This is a genomic window from Chroococcidiopsis cubana SAG 39.79 (genome assembly GCF_003991895.1).
In the GTDB taxonomy this organism is placed as follows: Bacteria; Cyanobacteriota; Cyanobacteriia; order Cyanobacteriales; family Chroococcidiopsidaceae; genus Chroococcidiopsis; species Chroococcidiopsis thermalis.
This window is the reverse complement of the sequence record NZ_RSCK01000064.1, coordinates 16,842-36,245: the sequence shown is the minus strand read 5'-3', so window position 1 is coordinate 36,245 and position 19,404 is coordinate 16,842. Positions and strand designations below refer to the sequence as shown.

General features: G+C 43.3%; 21 protein-coding genes. 8 read left to right on the top strand and 13 right to left on the bottom strand.

What is annotated here, in order from left to right:
* A partial coding sequence (rsmB, locus tag DSM107010_RS26630) for a 16S rRNA (cytosine(967)-C(5))-methyltransferase RsmB (protein ID WP_127024306.1) occupies nucleotides 1-1,080 on the top strand: 1,080 nt, incomplete at its 5' end.
* A 64-nt stretch (nucleotides 1,081-1,144) separates the two neighbouring features.
* Complete coding sequence (locus DSM107010_RS26625; protein ID WP_106170132.1) at nucleotides 1,145-1,567, top strand: tellurite resistance TerB family protein; 423 nt, start codon at nucleotides 1,145-1,147, stop codon at nucleotides 1,565-1,567.
* A 174-nt stretch (nucleotides 1,568-1,741) separates the two neighbouring features.
* Here DSM107010_RS26625 and psb35 read toward each other — a convergent pair whose 3' ends face one another.
* From psb35 to DSM107010_RS26610, 3 genes are all read right to left on the bottom strand, one after another.
* Nucleotides 1,742-1,966, bottom strand: coding sequence for a photosystem II assembly protein Psb35 (psb35, locus tag DSM107010_RS26620; RefSeq protein ID WP_041462317.1), 225 nt, complete (start codon nucleotides 1,964-1,966; stop codon nucleotides 1,742-1,744).
* A 151-nt stretch (nucleotides 1,967-2,117) separates the two neighbouring features.
* Nucleotides 2,118-3,140: a homogentisate phytyltransferase gene (locus DSM107010_RS26615; protein ID WP_106170130.1), complete on the bottom strand. Its 1,023-nt coding sequence runs from the start codon at nucleotides 3,138-3,140 to the stop codon at nucleotides 2,118-2,120.
* Nucleotides 3,140-3,991, bottom strand: a complete 852-nt coding sequence (locus DSM107010_RS26610) for a methyltransferase domain-containing protein (RefSeq protein ID WP_127024303.1) — start codon at nucleotides 3,989-3,991, stop codon at nucleotides 3,140-3,142. Before DSM107010_RS26610 ends, DSM107010_RS26615 begins: the two co-directional genes overlap by 1 nt.
* 131 nt (nucleotides 3,992-4,122) lie before the next feature.
* Between DSM107010_RS26610 and DSM107010_RS26605 the strand changes: the two genes are divergently transcribed.
* Together DSM107010_RS26605 and DSM107010_RS26600 are read left to right on the top strand one after the other, a co-directional pair.
* Nucleotides 4,123-5,457: a TrkH family potassium uptake protein gene (locus DSM107010_RS26605; protein WP_015152411.1), complete on the top strand. Its 1,335-nt coding sequence runs from the start codon at nucleotides 4,123-4,125 to the stop codon at nucleotides 5,455-5,457.
* A gap of 140 nt (nucleotides 5,458-5,597) precedes the next feature.
* A complete protein-coding gene (locus DSM107010_RS26600; RefSeq protein WP_015152412.1) occupies nucleotides 5,598-6,293 on the top strand; it encodes a potassium channel family protein in 696 nt (231 codons plus the stop codon).
* Between the two features lie 199 nt (nucleotides 6,294-6,492).
* Here the strand turns inward: DSM107010_RS26600 and lipA are convergent, their stop codons facing one another.
* From lipA to gyrB, 3 genes are all read right to left on the bottom strand, one after another.
* Nucleotides 6,493-7,362, bottom strand: a complete 870-nt coding sequence (lipA, locus tag DSM107010_RS26595; RefSeq protein ID WP_106166191.1) for a lipoyl synthase — start codon at nucleotides 7,360-7,362, stop codon at nucleotides 6,493-6,495.
* A 105-nt stretch (nucleotides 7,363-7,467) separates the two neighbouring features.
* Nucleotides 7,468-8,367, bottom strand: a complete 900-nt coding sequence (locus DSM107010_RS26590; RefSeq protein ID WP_106166178.1) for a tRNA (5-methylaminomethyl-2-thiouridine)(34)-methyltransferase MnmD — start codon at nucleotides 8,365-8,367, stop codon at nucleotides 7,468-7,470.
* A 41-nt stretch (nucleotides 8,368-8,408) separates the two neighbouring features.
* Nucleotides 8,409-10,346 (bottom strand): DNA topoisomerase (ATP-hydrolyzing) subunit B, encoded by a 1,938-nt coding sequence (gene gyrB, locus DSM107010_RS26585; RefSeq protein ID WP_015152415.1) that lies wholly within the window; start codon nucleotides 10,344-10,346, stop codon nucleotides 8,409-8,411.
* Between the two features lie 128 nt (nucleotides 10,347-10,474).
* Between gyrB and miaA the strand changes: the two genes are divergently transcribed.
* The 3 genes from miaA to DSM107010_RS26570 all read left to right on the top strand — a co-directional run bounded on the left by miaA (nucleotide 10,475) and on the right by DSM107010_RS26570 (nucleotide 12,587).
* Nucleotides 10,475-11,458: a tRNA (adenosine(37)-N6)-dimethylallyltransferase MiaA gene (gene miaA / locus DSM107010_RS26580; protein ID WP_106166179.1), complete on the top strand. Its 984-nt coding sequence runs from the start codon at nucleotides 10,475-10,477 to the stop codon at nucleotides 11,456-11,458.
* Complete coding sequence (locus DSM107010_RS26575) at nucleotides 11,455-12,039, top strand: DUF2459 domain-containing protein (protein ID WP_106166180.1); 585 nt, start codon at nucleotides 11,455-11,457, stop codon at nucleotides 12,037-12,039. The genes miaA and DSM107010_RS26575 overlap by 4 nt, the downstream gene beginning before the upstream one ends.
* Before the next feature lie 224 nt (nucleotides 12,040-12,263).
* Nucleotides 12,264-12,587, top strand: a complete 324-nt coding sequence (locus tag DSM107010_RS26570; protein WP_039717311.1) for a hypothetical protein — start codon at nucleotides 12,264-12,266, stop codon at nucleotides 12,585-12,587.
* Nucleotides 12,588-12,656: 69 nt separating this feature from the next.
* Here DSM107010_RS26570 and DSM107010_RS26565 read toward each other — a convergent pair whose 3' ends face one another.
* The 6 genes from DSM107010_RS26565 to DSM107010_RS26540 all read right to left on the bottom strand — a co-directional run bounded on the left by DSM107010_RS26565 (nucleotide 12,657) and on the right by DSM107010_RS26540 (nucleotide 17,148).
* Complete coding sequence (locus tag DSM107010_RS26565; protein WP_106166181.1) at nucleotides 12,657-12,947, bottom strand: DUF2103 domain-containing protein; 291 nt, start codon at nucleotides 12,945-12,947, stop codon at nucleotides 12,657-12,659.
* Between the two features lie 53 nt (nucleotides 12,948-13,000).
* Nucleotides 13,001-13,294 (bottom strand): ATP-dependent Clp protease adapter ClpS, encoded by a 294-nt coding sequence (clpS, locus tag DSM107010_RS26560; protein WP_233222595.1) that lies wholly within the window; start codon nucleotides 13,292-13,294, stop codon nucleotides 13,001-13,003.
* Nucleotides 13,295-13,481: 187 nt separating this feature from the next.
* Complete coding sequence (locus DSM107010_RS26555; protein ID WP_106166182.1) at nucleotides 13,482-15,533, bottom strand: FAD-dependent oxidoreductase; 2,052 nt, start codon at nucleotides 15,531-15,533, stop codon at nucleotides 13,482-13,484.
* A gap of 128 nt (nucleotides 15,534-15,661) precedes the next feature.
* Complete coding sequence (locus DSM107010_RS26550) at nucleotides 15,662-16,318, bottom strand: phosphoribosyltransferase (RefSeq protein WP_106166183.1); 657 nt, start codon at nucleotides 16,316-16,318, stop codon at nucleotides 15,662-15,664.
* A gap of 306 nt (nucleotides 16,319-16,624) precedes the next feature.
* Nucleotides 16,625-16,849: a hypothetical protein gene (locus DSM107010_RS26545; protein WP_015152423.1), complete on the bottom strand. Its 225-nt coding sequence runs from the start codon at nucleotides 16,847-16,849 to the stop codon at nucleotides 16,625-16,627.
* 59 nt (nucleotides 16,850-16,908) lie between these two features.
* On the bottom strand, nucleotides 16,909-17,148 hold the full coding sequence (locus DSM107010_RS26540) for a hypothetical protein (protein WP_015152424.1): 240 nt from the start codon (nucleotides 17,146-17,148) through the stop codon (nucleotides 16,909-16,911).
* 493 nt (nucleotides 17,149-17,641) lie between these two features.
* On the opposite strand from DSM107010_RS26540, the gene DSM107010_RS26535 reads away from it, so the two are divergent.
* Entirely contained in the window at nucleotides 17,642-18,697 is a 1,056-nt protein-coding gene (locus tag DSM107010_RS26535; protein ID WP_106166184.1) for a potassium channel family protein, read from the top strand.
* A gap of 8 nt (nucleotides 18,698-18,705) precedes the next feature.
* Here DSM107010_RS26535 and DSM107010_RS26530 read toward each other — a convergent pair whose 3' ends face one another.
* Nucleotides 18,706-19,134: a hypothetical protein gene (locus DSM107010_RS26530; protein WP_015152426.1), complete on the bottom strand. Its 429-nt coding sequence runs from the start codon at nucleotides 19,132-19,134 to the stop codon at nucleotides 18,706-18,708.
* Nucleotides 19,135-19,404 lie beyond the last annotated feature (270 nt).

Here is a 19,404-nt window from a genome sequence, read left to right as displayed (position 1 = left end):
AAGGGGGACAAGGGGGACAAGGCAGAGGGGGGAGACAAGGCAGAGGGGGGAGACAAGGGGGACAAGGGAGACAAGGGGGACAAGGGGGACAAGGGGGAAAAACAACCAACTACCAACTACCCATTACCCATTACCCATTACCCATTACCAGAAGATCCAGTTGAAAGACTAGGAATTCTACACAGTTACCCTAATTGGATCATTGAATTGTGGTTGGAACAGTTGGGTTTGGTAGAAACAGAACAACTATGTGAATGGTTTAATCAACCGCCAGCGATCGATCTACGAGTTAATACTTTACAAACTTCTATCGAAGAAGTAGAAACGCAGTTGCAAGCAGCAGGGGTATCTGTAACTCGGCTTCCCCATCTACCCCAAGCTTTGAGGTTGACTGGAAGTATTGGTGCAATTCAGAATTTACCTGGATATAGTGCGGGATGGTGGACTGTCCAAGATAGTAGCGCTCAACTTGTGAGTCACGTACTCGATCCGCAAGCGGGGGAAGTTGTCATTGATGCTTGTGCTGCACCTGGAGGTAAGACAACTCACATAGCCGAATTGATGCAAGATCGTGGAACAATTTGGGCTTGCGATCGCACCACATCTCGTTTGAATAAGCTTAAAGTAAATGCCGAACGCCTACAATTGCGATCGATCAAAATTTGTCCCGGCGATAGCCGTTCTCTGACTCAATTTACGAATATAGCCGATCGCGTGTTGCTTGATGCTCCCTGTTCTGGATTGGGAACTTTGCACCGCCACGCCGATGCTCGTTGGCGACAAACACCCGCATCAGTGCAAGAACTTGCTAACCTACAAAAAGAACTACTCGATCGCACGGCTACCTGGGTGAAACCTGGTGGTATTCTTGTCTACGCCACTTGCACTCTTCATCCTTTAGAAAATGAAAGAGTAGTGGAATGGTTTTTATCAAGCCATTCCCAATGGCAAATCGATCCTCTTCCACCCAATTCTCCTGCAACTCCATTTTCCACTACCGCAGGTTGGCTAAAAGTATTTCCCCATCAGCATCAAATGGATGGCTTTTTTATGGTTCGATTGAAGAGAAGGGAGCAGTGACTAGTGGCTGGTGGCTAGTGACTGGAAAAGAGAAACAAGACTAACCAACTACTAATTACCAAAAATGACTAATAATTCTAATACCAAAAATTTAATGAAAATCTTGATCGGTGCTGCTTGGTTGGACGGCAAAATTCAACCGGAGGAAAGAAAATATCTTCAGCAAGTCGCTCAAGCAAAAAATTTGGCTGACGATCCAGAGATTCGACCTTTACTCAACGAACTCCGAACAGTACAGCCTACAGAATGTTATGAATGGATTCAAGCATATTTAGGCGATCGCCCTAGTGAAACAGCTTACCAAAGTTTGATTGAAGCTATTAGCGGCTTAATCTATAGTGATGGCGACGTTGCCGTAGAAGAAGCTCAATTGCTTAACAAAATAGAGTCTTCTCATTCAGAGGAAATAGAGCATCATTCCATGCACAATTCCGCAATTCACGCGATCCAAAATCTCTACCGTCGTTGGGTAGAGACTCAAAATTAGTCATTAGTCATTTGTTATGAGTGGCTAGTGGCTAGCGATCGGTGGTTAGTAGCTGAATTCTCGATCTAGTCACTCCTCACAGTCACTAATCGCTGATAACTAATAACTCTGTACAGACATTACATATAACGTCTCTACACTAACTTTTGACCTTTGACTTTTGACCTTTGACTTTTATTTTGGTTCGCCAACTCCGGGAGTTTCTTCTTTTTTCACTTCTGGGACTACGCTGGGACGCTCTTTATCTTCCCAACCTACAGGACGCTTGGAATTATACCAAGCAACTGAACCAATTGTCGCAGCAGCAATAAAACCAACTACATATACTAGAGTTGCAGAGATTGGAAAGTGGGGCTGATTTACTGCCGCATCTGCTGCTGCTTGCATTAATATCTGCATAGTCATAATTTCCTCAAATTGCTAATACTACTGTTTAGACCCTATACAAACAGAGTACCATTTCCATCCTCCCCAGGAAAGAAGCAGCAAACAGTGACCAGTGACCAGCGACCAGTGACCAGTTATCAACCACCAATTACCCATTACCTAACTAACCCAACAAACAAGCTACCGGAAACAAAATATATTCTAAGAAGAAGAGTTTCCAAATGAATTGATAGCAACTGGCGATCGCGCTTTTATCTTGTAAGTTTACTTGACGGCTGCGCCACCATAGCAAAGCTAAGAGTAATAAGTGGGTACTGATGAGAAAAGTTGAGTTGACTGAGGGAAGTCCTAGAATGCCTGCAATTATTATACCTATATAACATGTAGTTATTACCCAAAGTGCTAGGTTAAAAACTTTTTCTTTCCCTAAAGCAATGGTAAAAGTTGTAATGTGATATTGGCGATCGCCTTCCAAATCGGGAATGTCTTTAAAAATTGCGATCGCAAAGGTAAATACCAAAATAAATAAAGTTAACGTCCAAACCGAGCTAGGAATTCCTGAAACTCCTTGCCATAACCAGTTAAAATGCAAAAATAATCCTAAATTAACTATCGCTCCTCTAACAGAAAAAATGCATAAAGCTGCCCAAAAAGGAAACCTTTTCAATCGGATTGGTGGTAAAGAATAAGCTGTTCCAATTGCTAAACTTATTGCTACCATGCCAAATAAATACCATCCAGCAGCCCCAGCTAATACCAACGCCAAAATTCCCGTTATGGCTATCAAAATTTGACCTGTACGCTGTGAAAAATCACCAGATGCTATTGGTAAATGGGGTTTATTAATTTTGTCAATTTCAACATCTTCTAGTTGATTCAAGCCAACAATATAAATATTGCCGCACAGACAAGCAATCCACGCCAATAACAGTGGCTGTAGGGGCGGGTTTAGCCAATGAACCATGCGTTCGATGAGAGAACTATCGGCAAAACTCGCCCGTACATTAGTCGGGAGTTGGGAAAGAGCGATCTGCGCATCAAAGGCAATTAAATACATTCCTAAGACGCTCAAACTCGTACCGATAATGGTGTGGGGACGCGAGAACTTCCAAAAAGCGTAAAGCCACTCAGCCAAATTTAATCGCCTTACTTTCGGCGTTCTCTGCGTCTTGACGGTACGTTTCATTACTTAATCCCACACAACAAGCCAAATCGAATTAAACCACGCTGGTAGCCCCGCTGCATCAGCCCCAGAGACAGTGCTGCTTGAATTGTTTCCCACCCAGATAAAATTAAACCTAATATTGCCGTGGGATTAAGAGCGGAATCGATGACTACATCCCAAAACGGCGCTACGGCAGTTGACCAATCTGCGGTACGGATGCTGTTTAAATTAAGATTGCGGGCGATCGCTTCATATTCCGGTAAGGCGATCGTGTAAGGTAAGTGATACACCTGGTAAATCTCGTTCAGATGCTTTTGCTCGTCTGCTGTCAGAATACCTCCTGACTTAGCATCCGTAGGGCGATGACACCAAGTCACCATGACTAGCTTTCCCCCAGGTTGCAGCACGCGGTAGCACTCTTGCATGAACTTAACCTTATCGGGCATATGTTCGCCGCTTTCTAATGCCCAAACAAAGTCAAAGCTGTTATCCGCAAAAGGCATATTCTGAGCATTTGCAACTAAAAATTCGGCTTTTTGACTCAAACCCATCGCTTGAGCGTGTTGAGTCGCTCGATTCGCTTGAAATGGGCTAAGAGTAATTCCCGTGGCTTGGGCATTGTATTTTTGGGCAAGATACAGCGAACTACCACCTATACCGCAGCCGACATCGAGGATATGCTGTGCTTGCTCTACATCTGCCCATTGCAGCAGTTCTTCAATCAGATCGATTTGTGCTTGTCGCCGCTCTTTTCTCTGTTTTTCATCTGTGCCATAGTAGCCATGATGCATGTGTTCCCCCCACACCTGTTCCCACAAACTAGAGGAGGAATCGTAAAATTGCCCAATCCGCTCGTAAAGTGTCGCACTCATCACAACTCAGTATTAACGTAACCCGCAATTAGCCTACCATAAAGAATTCGGAATTCGGAATTCGGAATTCGGAATTAATTCCTCTTGCTAACTACCAAATAACAATTATCAATTACCAATTACCAAAAATAATGACTGTTCCTCGAACTATTTCTTTAGGATTTTTAGCGGTGATCGCTGTTGGAACGCTGCTGCTGATGATACCTTTTTCTTCTAGTAGCGGTGATTGGACTAACCCAATTGTGGCACTGTTTACGTCTACTTCTGCTGTTTGCGTCACTGGGCTATCTGTAGTAGATGTGGGAACTTATTTCTCATTTTTTGGACAGGTAATTTTGGTTGCTTTAGTGCAAATTGGTGGTTTGGGTTACATGACAGCTACCACTTTTTTATTAGTTTTGATTGGAGTGAAATTTGGGTTGCGCGATAAAGTGGCAATCCAACAAGCACTCGACCGAACGGGGTTATCTAATAGTGCCGATTTAATCCGTTCGATTATTGGCGTAACCCTGATTTTTGAAATTACAGGAATCTTTCTACTTTTACCAGTTTTCACACCTCAATATGGACTCGATCGCGCCCTTTGGTTAGCTATTTTTCATAGCGTAAACTCTTGGAACAATGCTGGTTTCAGTTTATTTAAAGATAGTTTTATCGGTTTTCAATCGTCAATTTTATTAAATTTAGTCGTCACAGGATTAATTATCTTTGGTGGTATTGGATACGGAGTCCTTTTTCAAATTTATATTTATTTGCGCGATCGCCTCCAACGCAAGTCAGAAAGAGTCGTATTTTCGCTAGATTTAAAAGTAGCAATTAGCACGAGTTTGATTTTATTGATTGCAGGTACGGTTGCTTTCTTTTTAATTGAGTCGAGAAATCCCAATACTTTCGGTAATCTCAGTTGGCAAAATAAAATATTAGCTGCTTGGTTTCAGTCTGTGACTCCCAGAACGGCTGGATTTAACACAATTGATATTGGCAAAATGACTAATGCTGGCTTATTTCTTACTATTGCTTTTATGTTTATTGGTGCAAGTCCAGGTGGTACGGGTGGAGGTATAAAAACGACAACTTTGCGCGTGTTAACTAGTTGTACCAAGGCAATTCTACAAGGGAAAGAGGACGTGCTACTCTACGAGCGTCAAATTCCACTTAACCTGATTTTAAAAGCTGTTGGCGTACTAGTTGGTTCGATCGCCACGGTAATACTAGCAACAATTTTGATATCCTTGACTGACCCGAACATAGATTTTATTCAAATCTTGTTTGAAGTCGTATCTGCTTTTGCTACTGTAGGACTTTCGACAGGAATCACCGCCAATGTCTCTGCTGCGGCTAAGTTAGTCTTAATCGCCACCATGTTTATCGGACGGGTAGGTATTTTGTTACTCATAGGAGCCGTACTAGGAGATCCTCGCCCTACTGCTATCCACTATCCCGAAGAAAATTTACTTGTAGGTTAAATCGCTACGAACGAGATATACCAAGAGATTTAAGCAAATATGCTGTTTTCGAGTGGTAAAGGTATATATTTGAGTTGGAACGATTTAGTAACTTTACTTCACATAAGAAGTAAGGTTGATTGAAGCAAAGGTATAAGCGTGTGAATCTGTCGTCTTTAGGTTTTTTTCGCAGTCTCCGCAAAGATAACCACCAGTTTGCGGTCATTGGCTTAGGACGGTTTGGGCGTGCTGTCTGCTCTACTCTACATCGGTTGGGTTATGAGGTATTAGCAACGGACATTGATGAGAAAAACGTCAATCAGGTCATGAGCGAACATATTGCAGCTCACGCCGTACAACTCGATTCTACTGACTCTGTAGCGTTAAAAGAAGCGGGAATTTACGAGTTTGATACGGTCATTGTTGCGATTGGTAACTATATACAAGAAAGTATTATTACGACGCTGAACTTGAAAGAAGGTGGCGTACCGCATATTGTGGCAAAAGCATCTTCAGGGGTTCATTGCAAATTGTTACATCGCGTTGGCGCGGATCACGTTGTCTTTCCTGAGTATGAAGCAGGATGCGAGTTAGCGCGATCGCTCACCAAACCAGCTATTCTCGATCGCTTCGACCTTGACCCAGATAATAGCATCGTTGAAGTCATCGTACCTGATGAATTTCATGGCAAAACAATCGGCGATCTACAAATTCGCAACCGCTATGGTTTAAACTTGCTAGCGGTGAGTCAAGATGGCAAATTTGAAATCAACCCCGATCCTAGAAAACGCTTAGAGAAGGGTTCTGCTATGGTTGTAATTGGTTGTAATAGGGATATTAATCGCTTGCCAATTTAACTTGGCTTGCATCTATAGATGTCATAATTTTTTTCATGCGATCGCCATTTCTGTGTCACTTTTTTGTCACATTCACTCATTAGCATGTTTGTAAGTAGACTCTATGTCTGCTCCTCACACCACACTTCAAGGTAACCCTTCCGCACCACGACGGGAGGGTTTTTTTTGGTTTTTATTTGTAGAGACGCGCGCTCGCTTTTTAGCGAGGATAACGCTGCATTAACTCCCGTACTTGTTCGGCGTGATAGGAACTACGGGTGAGAGGTGAAGAAACCACTTGTAGGAAACCCAAAGATTCACCATACTCCCGCCAAGCATCAAATTGTTCTGGAGCAATAAAACTATCTATTTTTAAATGCTTTTGGCTGGGTTGAAGATATTGTCCTAGCGTGAGGATATCGCAATTGACAGCCCGTAGATCTTGCATCACCTGGCGAATTTCCGTATCGGTTTCTCCCAGTCCTACCATCAGACCAGATTTGGTGTAGACAGAAGCAGCTAAAGTACGCGATCGCCTTAACAATTCTAAGGAGCGATCGTAGTCTCCTTGGGGACGTACTCGCCGATACAGGCGGGGAACGGTTTCTGTATTGTGATTTAAGACTTCTGGTTGCGCCTGTAAAATCGTCGCCAAAGCATCCCAATTCGCACATAAATCGGGAATCAAAACCTCAATCGTAGTTTGAGGCGATACCTCACGAATCGCTTGAATACAGCCAACGAACTGAGATGCACCCCCATCCAATAAATCGTCTCTATTTACGGAAGTGATCACGACATGATTGAGCCGCAGCCGCCGAACTGCTTCAGCTAGGCGTTGTGGTTCTGTGGGGTCTAGGGGTTTAGGTTTTTTCTCAAAATCAATATCGCAGTAAGGACAAGCACGGGTACAAGCTGGTCCCATAATCAAAAATGTTGCCGTACCTGCATTAAAACACTCGCCAATATTAGGACATGAGGCTTCTTCGCAGACAGTATTGAGGGCTAAATCCCGCAAAATGTCTTTAACTTTACCGACGCGCTGCCACTGCGGCGCTTTTACCCGTAACCACTCTGGCTTAACAGTCACAATTAACTTCAACTAAGGTTCCTAGTCTAGATTTTATCAAGTTAGGGAGTGGTAGTTGGTAGTTGGTAGTTGATAATTGGTAGTTGGTAGTTGGTCACTGACTTGCTAAACGTCTCTACTTCTTCGCTTGCGCCAGCGGGAAGTTGGTTCTAAGCAACTGGTTTGTTGCTCTTGGACTCGTCGTTGACAAATTATCTCTGCTGAATCGCACAACTGAGGATCGCGATAGGGAATTGCCGCACGAGTCTGTAAATGCTCTCGTTCTTCCTGAGACAGCGGGGGTAAGCCAGAATCATGCCAACTAGCTACAGTACCAGGCGATCGCCTACCTATGGGTGATGTGGAACCAATTTTTAACCCCGCTACTTGCAAAGCCGATCGCACGGATGCAGCGCAGGAATATGTTGCCAAAATTCCACTCTTATGCATACATCGAGCCACGTACCCTAAAAATTCCACCGTCCACAATTGAGGACAGGTAGGCGGAGAAAACGGGTCGAGAAAAATTGCGTCTGCCTGAAAACCAGATGCTTGTAATGTTTGAATCGTCTGCCTTGCATCGCCAAGTAGTAACTTTGCTTGCAGGCGATCGCTTGTAACTTGATGCGTTGTTGCAAGTTGGGTTAATTGGGGTAAAAGTGGCGACCAGTTATCGAGGAGATTGTGGGCGATCGCCGCTTGGGGTACTGTTGGATCTAACTCCAATCCTGCAACTTCTATTTCACAATTGGGATTCTCTTCCCAGATAGCTGCTAAAGCAGCAGCGGTATTGTAACCCAGTCCGTAACATACATCTAATAATCGTAAAGATTTTTGTTGCCGCGCCTTTTGCCGTAGCTGCGTCGGTTCCACAAACTTAAACTCAGCTTCCTGACGCGCCCCAAACTGGCTGTGATATGCTTCGCCAAATTCGGCTGAGAAAAACGTGTAAGAACCATCGGCTGTGATTTGGGGGGAGTAGGAGGAGTGGCTGGTGGCTAGTGGCTGGTGGCTAGAATTGCTCACTTGTCCTCCTTGTCTTCCTTATCTCCCTTGTCCCCCATACCCTAAATATCCAACTCTACCAAGTTGAGGCGAGAACCGTAGGTTTCGATGAATTCGCGTCGAGGGGCAACGCGATCGCCCATTAATACGGTAAAGATCCTGTCTGCTTCGGCTGCGTCTTCGATTTCTACTCGTTTGAGGGTGCGGGTTTCATTATTCATTGTGGTATCCCACAACTGTTGTGGCATCATTTCACCCAAACCTTTGAAGCGTTGAATCGTGTAGTTGGCATTGGCAGGAAATTCAGCAATTTTTTGATCTCTTTCGCGCTCGCTATAACAATAGTAATGATTGCGTCCCCTTTCTATTTTAAAAAGTGGCGGACAAGCAATATAGATAAAGCCTTGCTCGATCAGTTGTCGCTGATAGCGATAGAAGAATGTTAGCAACAAAGTTCTGATGTGCGCTCCATCCACGTCAGCATCTGTCATAATCACGATCTTGTGATAGCGCAATTGGGATGAATCGAATTCTTCTCCCTTTACGCCCAAGCCTAAAGCGGTGATTAATGCTTGGATCTCGGTATTCTTGTAGATTTTAGCATCGTCGGTTTTTTCAATATTGAGAATTTTACCGCGTAAAGGCAAGATCGCTTGGTTGCGGCGATCGCGTCCTTGTTTAGCACTCCCACCCGCTGAATCGCCTTCCACGATGAAGATTTCCGATTCGCCAGGATCTCTAGAACTGCAATCTGCTAGCTTTCCTGGTAGGGGCGAAGATTCTAATACTGATTTACGCCGCACTAATTCCCGTGCGTGGCGTGCGGCTTCAGCAGCTTTGAATGCTTGAATTGCTTTATCTAAGATCGAATCAGCAATGCTGGGGCGAAATTCTAAATATTCCGTCAGCACTTCCCCAACTAACGAGTCAACAATCCCCCGCACTTCCGTGTTGCCGAGTTTTGTCTTAGTTTGCCCTTCAAACTCTGGATCTGGGACTTTGACAGAAATCACGGCTGTCAACCCTTCACGGACGTGTTCGCCGCTGAGGTTGGGTTCGTTATCCTTGATTTTATTTCGCTTGCGGGCGATCGCATTGAGCGTCCGCGTCAAAACTGTTTTCAACCCTTCTAAATGCGTTCCGCCATCCACCGTGCGGATGTTGTTGGCAAAGCCTAACAAGTTATCGGTATAGGCATCCGTACACCACTGCAAAGCGACTTCAACTTGGACGTTGTTGCGTTCCCCTTGCACGAAAATAATTTCTTCGTGTAAGGCTTGCTTGTCGTTGTTAATGTAGCTGACGTACTCGCGAATCCCACCCTTGTATTCGTAAGTCTCAACTTTTGGTTCTTGGCTTTTGAGTAGTTCTAAACGGTGGTCGGTAAAGGTAATTCTTACCCCTGCATTTAGATACGCTAGCTCTCGCAGACGACCAGCCAGCGTGATATAGTCGAATTCCGTACCAACTGTAAAAATTTCTGCATCGGGTTTGAATCTAACTCCAGTTCCTGTCTTCGCTTCTTTAAATGACTTGGTTTGCAGTTCTCCCATCGGTACGCCCCGTTCGTAGCGTTGGGTATGTACCTTTTTATCCCGCCAAACTGTAACTTCTACCCATTCCGATAGCGCGTTGACAACAGAAATCCCAACTCCGTGCAAACCGCCAGAAACTTTGTAACCACCACCACCAAATTTACCTCCAGCATGTAATACTGTCATCACGGTTTCCAGTGCCGATTTCCCCGTCTGCGGATGGGTATCGGTGGGAATACCTCGACCGTCATCGACTACTTGTACTGAGCCGTCAGCGTTTAAGTCGATTTCTATGTGAGTACAATATCCTGCTAGAGCCTCATCAATGGAGTTGTCTACCACCTCGTATACTAAATGGTGGAGTCCCCTCGGTCCGGTGGTTCCAATATACATCCCTGGTCGTTTGCGGACGGGTTCCAGACCTTCCAAAACTTGAATTTGCTCGGCGCTGTAGCTGCTCGTCATGCAAGGGAGTCTCCGATAATGAGGTTAAATTAACCAATGATATCTAAAATAAGAAATCATACCAAAATTCTAACACAATAGGCTTAAAGACGGCTCTAGGGCATTCTAAAGAGCAATTTATCTAGGGGATGTACCAAACTGATATTTCGCATAGATTTGGCTTGATTACAATCTGTGGAGCAACCGCCACGGGTAAATCAGGGTTGGCAATAACTATCGCTCAAAGACTTAATTCTGTCATTATCAGTGCCGATTCGCGTCAAGTTTATCGCGAATTTAATCTTGGCACGGCTAAACCTACTCCTAGCCAGCAACAACTCATACCTCACTATTTAATTGACATTTGCGATCCCACTGAAACTTTTACCGTGGCGGAGTATCAGGAACAAGCACAGGGATTAATCGAAAAATGGAGGGGTGTAGAGACGTTGCATGCAACGTCTCTACACCTATTCCCTCTCCTAGTAGGAGGGACTGGGTTGTACATCCGTTCTATCGTGCGGGGAATGAAGATTCCTAGAGTAGCACCACAGCCAAAATTGCGATCGCAACTTCTATCTTTGGGTCAAAAGCAGCTTTATGCAATGTTACAGCAAGTCGATCCGGTAGCTGCAACTAAAATTCATCCCAACGATCCAACCAGAACTGTTAGAGCATTGGAAGTATTCTACGTTACTAGTCGTCCAATCTCAACACAACAGGGAGAAGATCCCCCCTGTTATCCAATTTTACAAATTGGTTTGGACTGTGAATCGAATGCCCTGACTCAGCGAATTTCTCAGCGTACAGAACAAATGGTGGCTGATGGTTTGGTGGCTGAAGTTGAGTATTTGTGTCAAAAATACCGCATGGATTTACCTTTACTCAATACGCTAGGATATCAAGAGTTCAAGCAATATTTAGCTGGAGATATCTCCCTAGAGGAAGCAAAAGAATTAACTGTATTGCATACGCGACAATTTGCTAAACGACAGCGAACTTGGTTTCGAGCATATCCTCAAATTGAATGGTTTAATGCTGACAGTCCCGATTTAGTAGAACGAGTGTGGCAGCGAATTCAGGATTTTATGGCTCAACTAAATCTGAAAAAAACACGCGATTCTAAAATGTGAAAACACGCCGCTTTGCTTTTTTTGTCTTAGCAATTACCAGCGTTATCCTCGGAGGATGGATTTGTTCTCCTGTTACTATTATACCTCCTGCTAATCTCATTAATCCAGTTAGTATTTATCTCGTTGATTATGGCTTTCACGGAAGATTAGTTCTACCTATTAATCGCGATAAATGTCTGGAATATGCCTATGGTGACTGGAGATATTTTGCTTTAAATCAACAAGATTGGTTGACCGGAGCAGCAGCATTATTTTTACCAACTCAAGGAGCTTTAGGACGCAAGTTAAAAAACTGCGATCGCTTCGATTTATTAGCTACTCAAAAAGATAGTTCTTTGCTGAGCATTACTGTAGAAAAAGCAAAAGTCGATCGCTTGCTAAAGGTCTTAAATTCATATTTCGATCGCCCCGCTACTCTGCAAATAAAAAATTCTCACACGGGAATGACCCTAGTTCCCTACGATCGCACTTATACCGTAATACACAATAGCAATCACGAACTAGTTCGCTGGCTGCAAGATTTAGGCTGTCGCGTTGAAGGTTTTGTCTTATGGGCAAACTTTCAAATCAGTGACCAGTGACCAGTGACCAGTTACCAGTTACCAGTGACTGTTGAGCAACAACTAACAACCAACAACAAATGACTAATGACAAATGACCAATGACTAATGACCAATGACTGATTTACATTTATTACAAGATTTTAATCAAACTACCTATTTCTGTTGCAGTTTGTAACTGATTTTGTATACCGAAACACTATTCCTTTAGACTGATGGGAATTGAAAGTTTTGGATATACATATATGCAGATACAAAATTTAAACTTTTCAGACGCGATCGCTTTTATATCTGCCATTGCCTGTATTGCTGGTCTGCTATTGCTTTCAGGAGCTAATTCAGCAGAGGTAAACGAACTAGAAGAAGCAGAGCAAAATCTATTGCAGATGAGCTTTACTTACTGGTTGCTTTACTGCATCTGTTTGGGATTGCAAAAAATTACCTTACCAGATTGGGAAGTTTTGTTAATGAGTTTAAAACTCACTGCGGCTTTGTCCTACTTTCTTACCTTTGCTTGTATTCTTTGTCTACCCCTACATCGATTTGCCGTGCGACAAGTAGAAGAGTAAATCAGTTGACAGTTAACAGTTAACAGTTAACTGTCAACCCACTACCCACTACCCATTACCAACTACCACTCACGATTTCAAAACATTCGTCACTGCTGTTACTAATTCATCCTGGCTGAGAGTTGTCAGGATGAATACTTCTTGTACAGTCTTGCCTTGGCGTGCTATGAGTTTAAATCCACCACGAATCGGCACGGAAATACGAAGTTGCATTTTGGGAGAGTGACCTTTTACCCGTCCAATGACTCCAGGGGTAATTGTTTGAATTCCATCAATGCGAGTCAGGCGTTCTAACACTGGAATTAAGCCTGAGATGTGGGTTGAGTGATTCCAGACCAGCCTGCCGTTGGCATTACTCATAATTAGGTTAATAAGTTTTAATATTTCATTTTAATATTTAATCATTAATTGTCCTAAGCTGCTTCCAGAGGAGCCATAGTTAAGCCAGCACGCCGAAGTTGCTGATGATAGAGTTCTGCTTGTTCTTGCGGTCCCACCCAAACGATCGCCTGACCTTCGTAGTGAACTTGATTGGTTAATTCCCAAGCGCGATCGCCCGTCATACCTGGTATATACTTCATCAAACACTCAGCTACATGCTGAAACGTATTGAAATCGTCATCCAACACGATTACCTTGTAATTAGGATATAGCTTGCTGACGACTTTAGACGATTTCTCAGGTGCGATCGTCGGTGCTGTTGCCATCCCGTAAACTGTTGTAGAAACTACCCTGTTCATAGCACGACAGACAGAACTTCACAAAAATACATTCTCTCAAGATAACAAGGAATGGTTGGTTGTTGGTAATGGGTAATTGGTGAGCGACTATCTTTTCATATCTAGTCACCAGCCACTAGTCACTAGTCACTAGTCACTGATAACTGACAACTGTTCACCGCCAATCATCCCAATCTAGATTGAAAATGGATGTATGTGGGAAGGCTGTAGGATTATTGTTTTGTTGGAGGCGATATTGCAGTTGTTCGAGTAGGGGTTCTCGTCTGGGTAAGTCGTCTACGAGTTGATAAGGGGCGATCGCTTTTTCTAAGCTAAAAGCAGCGGTAGTTCCGGCGGCTGCGCCTACAGACCATTCAAAGGAATGCACCCGATAAGCAGCAGAGGCGATATGACTGGTAGCAATACTTTTTCCAGCTACGAGTAAATTCTCGATCTTTTGAGGAATCATCGCCCGTAAGGGAATTTGGAAGGGATAGGCTTCACCCGCACCTTGGCGTTCCCCTTCTCGTTCGGTGTTTCCTGGAAGTTCGGGGGGACTTTTGGTCATGCAAGGATGAAAGTCGATCGCATAGTGACCGATCCCTACTGAGTCGGGAAAGATTGTGGAACGAGTCCGTCGGGCAATTTGTTCGGGTGGCTTAGTACTGGCGATCGCATTGATGGTTTCCAGTCCTGCCAAAGCGATTTTTAAACGGCGATACATCTGGGGGGATAAGGTTTGACGGTAGTAATCGTCATTGTAGTTGCGGCGAGAAATATCGATTTCCCAAACGGTAAAGCCTTCTGGCTGTCCCCAACTCGGTCTACCAATAATCCGTCGTCCTTCCCGCATATAAGGATACTTAGACAAGCCGTGTACCGTTCCCATCGGCGAATCTAGTCCAGATAAATAGCGATTGTTTGGTTGGGGTTGTTTCACCCCGTCCCCCAGTTGCGAATCGGTTGTACCCGTCACCAACCAGTAAAAATAACCGATCGCGTGTTCTTCCGCTTTACGCAAGCTTTCTGTTCTCAGTCCTCCTAACCAATTTCCAGGTAGGAGTTGACCGTTTGCCTGCAACTGAGCGCGAGTATAGATTAAATTATCGGCAGCAGTGCCAGGACGGTAATCGTTGCCCCACGTCCAATTCTGCATGGAAATATCATCTGGTACGGGAGCTTCAAAATTAATGCCCCCGAATGACATGGGTTCGCCGTCTTTCGGACTCCAAATTCGACGGTAGGTAAATACTAAAGGAAAGCTTGCTAAACGGGGCAGTTCGTAACTATAATAAGCGGAATACTGAGAGTAAAATGGAGGAATGTTGTGACCTATAGGGTCTTTAGTCGCCTCCATCGCAAAAGTATAAGTAAAGCCTTGAGTACAGTAGGGATCGTTAGTCGTACTAGAGGCAGAAGGTTCTAAATAAGAACGGGCATCAATCCCCAGACGATAAGGGACATCTGCCAAAGCAATTAATTCTCCCGTCTCCGTTGCATCCACCACATACCACTTAGATACTCCCTCACTCCTCACCCCTCGCTCCTCGCTCCTTTCCAAAGGTACAAACCGCAAAATTTCCTTATTCAACCGAGCTGAATTTTCGTAGCGATAGGAGTCTTCAATTGTTTGAGATAGAGGTAGGGTATTGAGAGGTGGCACGCCAGCAGCAGGACGATGTTGAATTGCGATCGCGCCTTGAATAGCTTGTTGCGATCCAGCGCGGCTAATTTCCAGTTCCTTCACCACAGTGGCAGGAAACCATTTCAGCTGACCGCGACCCTTTTTTGCCGCATCCTGCAACATATCATAAAGAATTTCGTGACCGTCGTGAGGCAGGAAGCAAGAATCGCTCACCCAGCAATCACCAGGGTTTAAATTGCCATTATATTTATCAGCAATGCGTTTTCTTAGTTCTAAATAACCACGAGAGAAAAACAACTGCAACCGTTGAGTTCTGCGTTCGTCCAAGGCAGAAGTTCCCTGAGTCGAAATTTGTCCTCCCATCCAATCGGTAATTTCAGTCATGCAGACAGTCCGTCCTGCTAGCAATCCCTCGTATGCAGTGGCGACACCTGCAAGTCCTGCACCCGTAACGAGAATTTCGCATTCTACCGTTTGGTTGGGGGTTTTAGGTGGTGCGGAGAGGACGGAAAAAGGGATGAGGGGTGGAGTAAAGGAGGCTAAAACAAGACTGATAAAAGCCGCTAAGCGTCTGCGCTGCATAAGTTTGGAGTTGGCTTGCTACCAAAAGCTAACTGGCTTATCGACGTTAGCACTGCACGGCTGAGGTGACAAGTTTTTTGTAAGTGAAAGTAAACTAGGTAGCGATCGCTCAGCTAACAATTAAAGTACTACGATACATTTCTAGCGACTGTGCCAGCTTGTTGCAATAGTTCGCGCACTTGAGTATCAGTAGTTTGGGGAAACTCAGCGTACCAAGAACCAACACTGTAAAAAGGTGCGGGCGTTTCTACACAGACAATTTCATCGACTTGAGTGGCTAATTCTTGCTGAGTTTCAGGAGAAGCAACTGGCACGGCGATGACAATTGCCGCAGGTTGCTGTAATTGTATTGCTTTCACAGCTGCCCGCATGGTTGCTCCTGTTGCCAGACCATCATCTACTAAAATGACCGTGCGATCGCGCAGTTGGGGAAAAGGAAGATTTTGCCGATAGAGCCGTTCCCGTCGCTCTAATTCCTGTTGCTGTCTGGCTGTAACGCGATCGATTTCTGCTTCAGATAAGTGCAACGCTTCAATAATATCGTAGTTCAGCACTCTCACACCACCAGAGGCGATCGCCCCCATTGCCAATTCTTCTTGCCCGGGGACACCCAGCTTACGTACCAAAAACACATCTAAGGGTGCGTGTAATGCTTGTGCTACCTCGAAGGCGACTGGTACACCACCTCTAGGCAATCCTAGTACTAATACATCGCTACGGTTAGCATAGGCTAGCAATCGATCGGCTAGGGCTTGACCTGCTGTAGTTCGATTTTGGAATAACATAGCATTCTCCTGTCCTGAAGCTGCATATTTATTAGCTTAGGAGTTATTTATTTCTATTTGCGGCTCCAAGATTTACCATTCGCTTTTGCGTTCTGTATTTGCTGTCTACTCTAGCTACAAGTCGAGCGCGATGAACCTTCTTTTATTACATTTTTACCGTAAAAGACTGAAAGTGCTTCTGTCTTTAACCAAAAGTATGAGTTTTTTTGTCTTCACACAACAACTGATTCTATCTGTTTTAAGGCGAGCTTTCAGAAGAATATTCAGCCCAACATAAAAGTGTAGAGAAGAAATCTAGCTCTGATTTTACTCTACTCCTTGAATATCTGCTTCATCTAATAAGACTGTCGTTTCAAAACCTATTCTGCCCATTTCTGGCGGGGTTCCCATATCCATTTCAACAGTATAAGACCAGCTTCCAGCAGTAGGTTTATATTGCTTGATTTTACCACTACCACCGATAAATCGAACTACGCGCTCGCGACTGAATTTTGGTAGCGAATGATGCTCTACCCAAAGTTTACTTTTCATATTCTTTCCTAAGATTTTGATTATTCAATTGGACGGCGATCGTGAATTCATAGCAGAGCTTATCGAATTGCTAGGTTTGTCCTCTGAGCTTGAGCTGTAGAAATTAATTGCCAACCTGCTTTATGTAATTTTTGATAAGTTGCCCATCCTTTTGAGCCGCCATCTATTTTGTAGTCGGGAACAGAATATTCAGGACAACTCGTATAAGGTTGCCAAGGTTTATCTGGCGATCGCCGTAGATATAAAATCTTTTCGCTTTCAGCACCTAAGCAAGGAAACCAACACATTTGACCAGCCATTCTTCTAACCTCCTGACTGATAAAAATCTCTATTCTGTAACTCTTACAACTAAAGTTTTGACAAATTTGTAAAAAATTGAGCAAAAAATTTAGTAGTTACTCTGACGAAACTGATATATTTAGTTCTAATTCAAATGAAGCTAATCTCAATCTATCTCTAGTTCAAAAATCTCAACACAAGAACGTAGCCAAAAGGATGAATTTTATGCTTTAGCAACACGTTCGATCGATAACAATTATTAGTATTTGTAAACTTTACTCAATAATTAAGTTCTATCCAAACTGCATGAAGTCAGTTAACTAGATCGGCGATCGCATAATTTGATTTTATAGTTATACTGCCAAGTTTAAAAAGTTTGATGTATTTATCCTTCTCTTTTAACATGCAAATTTAATCCTCTAGAAAGAGTACAGTCGGAGTGAAATACTGTAAAATGCAGTACGATTAGTTACGAACAACTAATGGTAGCAAAGTTGATAAAAACGATAGGGAATGGATTTATTAATACAATTGGCTGGTACGGGGATAATTATTTTAACTCTTTTAGACATTTATCTAACTGTACTTTTTCATCGCCTCGGTAGTAGTGTTGTTAGTATGCCTTTGAACCGAGGAATATGGTGTTTTTTGCGCCTAGTAACGCAAGTCATTCCTAGCAAAAGCGATCGCCTACTTGCTCATAGTGGTTCTATTATGATAGTTGCTATTTTAGCAGTGTGGGCGGCTTCACTTATGAGTGGATTTGCTTTAATTATTTTCCCCGAATTAGGTTCGGCAATTCAAGCTAGTGAAGGAAAAACGCCCACTGATTTTATTACTGCACTCTACTATAGCGGCTTTTCTTTCACTACTTTAGGAACAGGCGATCTAGTTCCAAAAACAGCTACTTATCGATTACTAACTTTATTAGAAGCAGCACTGGGATTTTCTAGTTTTACAATTACAATTACCTACTTACTCTCAGTCTATAATGCTTTAATTACCCGCAATACATTTGCTCTCAGCTTATACCATCGCACCGATGGCACGGGGGATGCAGCAGAGTTATTAGCAAGACTGGGAGCTAGTGGCGAACTCAGTGGGATTCAGCAGGATCTTTCTAATATGGCGAGAGATTTGATTGAGTTACTAGAGCTACAACATTCCTATCCAGTACTGATTTATTTCCGCTTTCGCGAAACATATTATACTCTACCGCGAGTCATACTCTTAGCAATAGACACGGCAAGCCTGATTAAAAGCGCATTAAATGCTGAAAAATATCGTTCTCTATTACACTCTACAGCAGTAGCAGAATTGTGGGGTGGCAGTACGCATATTCTCTCCGAGCTATCTCAATCGATTCTACCCAAACACCGGATAAAATGCGCTCGCCAAATGGAACTAGTCTGGCGAAAAAGATATTATGATGCAGTGGAAAGATTGAGTGCTGAGGGTATAGAAACAGCAACAGATCGAGAAGCAGGTGCAGAATTATACGTTGCTTTGCGGCGGAAATGGCAACCCCTTTTAACAACCCTCAGCAATTATTTAGCAGTAGACTTATAACGTGCTACCTAAAATATTCCGATCAGTATGGGAATAGTAAATAGAACTAATAGCACTACCAGAATGAAAGGGATTAAGTTAACATTATGCGGTTTGTGTGGTTCTATAATTAGATTTTCATCTTCTTCAAATCGAGCTAGACGAATTGCATCAGAAATTTCTTTGGCATCTTTGACGTGATGTAATGCTTTTTTTTCGCCATTCGGATATTCAAAAATAAAATAAGTTGGAACCTTAATCCAGTCACCTGTAATATCAGGTGCATCTACAGCAATTTGTTTAGCTTTGTCCACCAAAGTCTGTGGCTCTTTAGCAATGCGATCGCCTGGATTAACAGTTAAAATTGCGCTCTCGAATGGCTGGTATATCTTAGCTGTGTTTGTCTGAGATTTTTTTAATGTTTTTTGACCGGATTTTTTCAAGTTGAAGCCAACCATAAAATTCTCCTCTCAAGTGAAGGAATTATTTTAATTTCAGTTGTTCGTCAAGATTGAGGAGTATTCAAATCAGTTATCTGTACTTCGTATCGCTTTGCTAGTAAATGTTTTTTTTCAAACAAGGATGATACCTTACCAAGCTATAGCCAAACTAAAGTTCTAGCCAAACTAAAGTTCTAGCCAAACTAAATTGTTACCCCACAAACTTGAGTTTTTCCTAAAGCGAGGCGTTTGAATGAAAAGACTGTTTCAAATTTATTACCAATATTA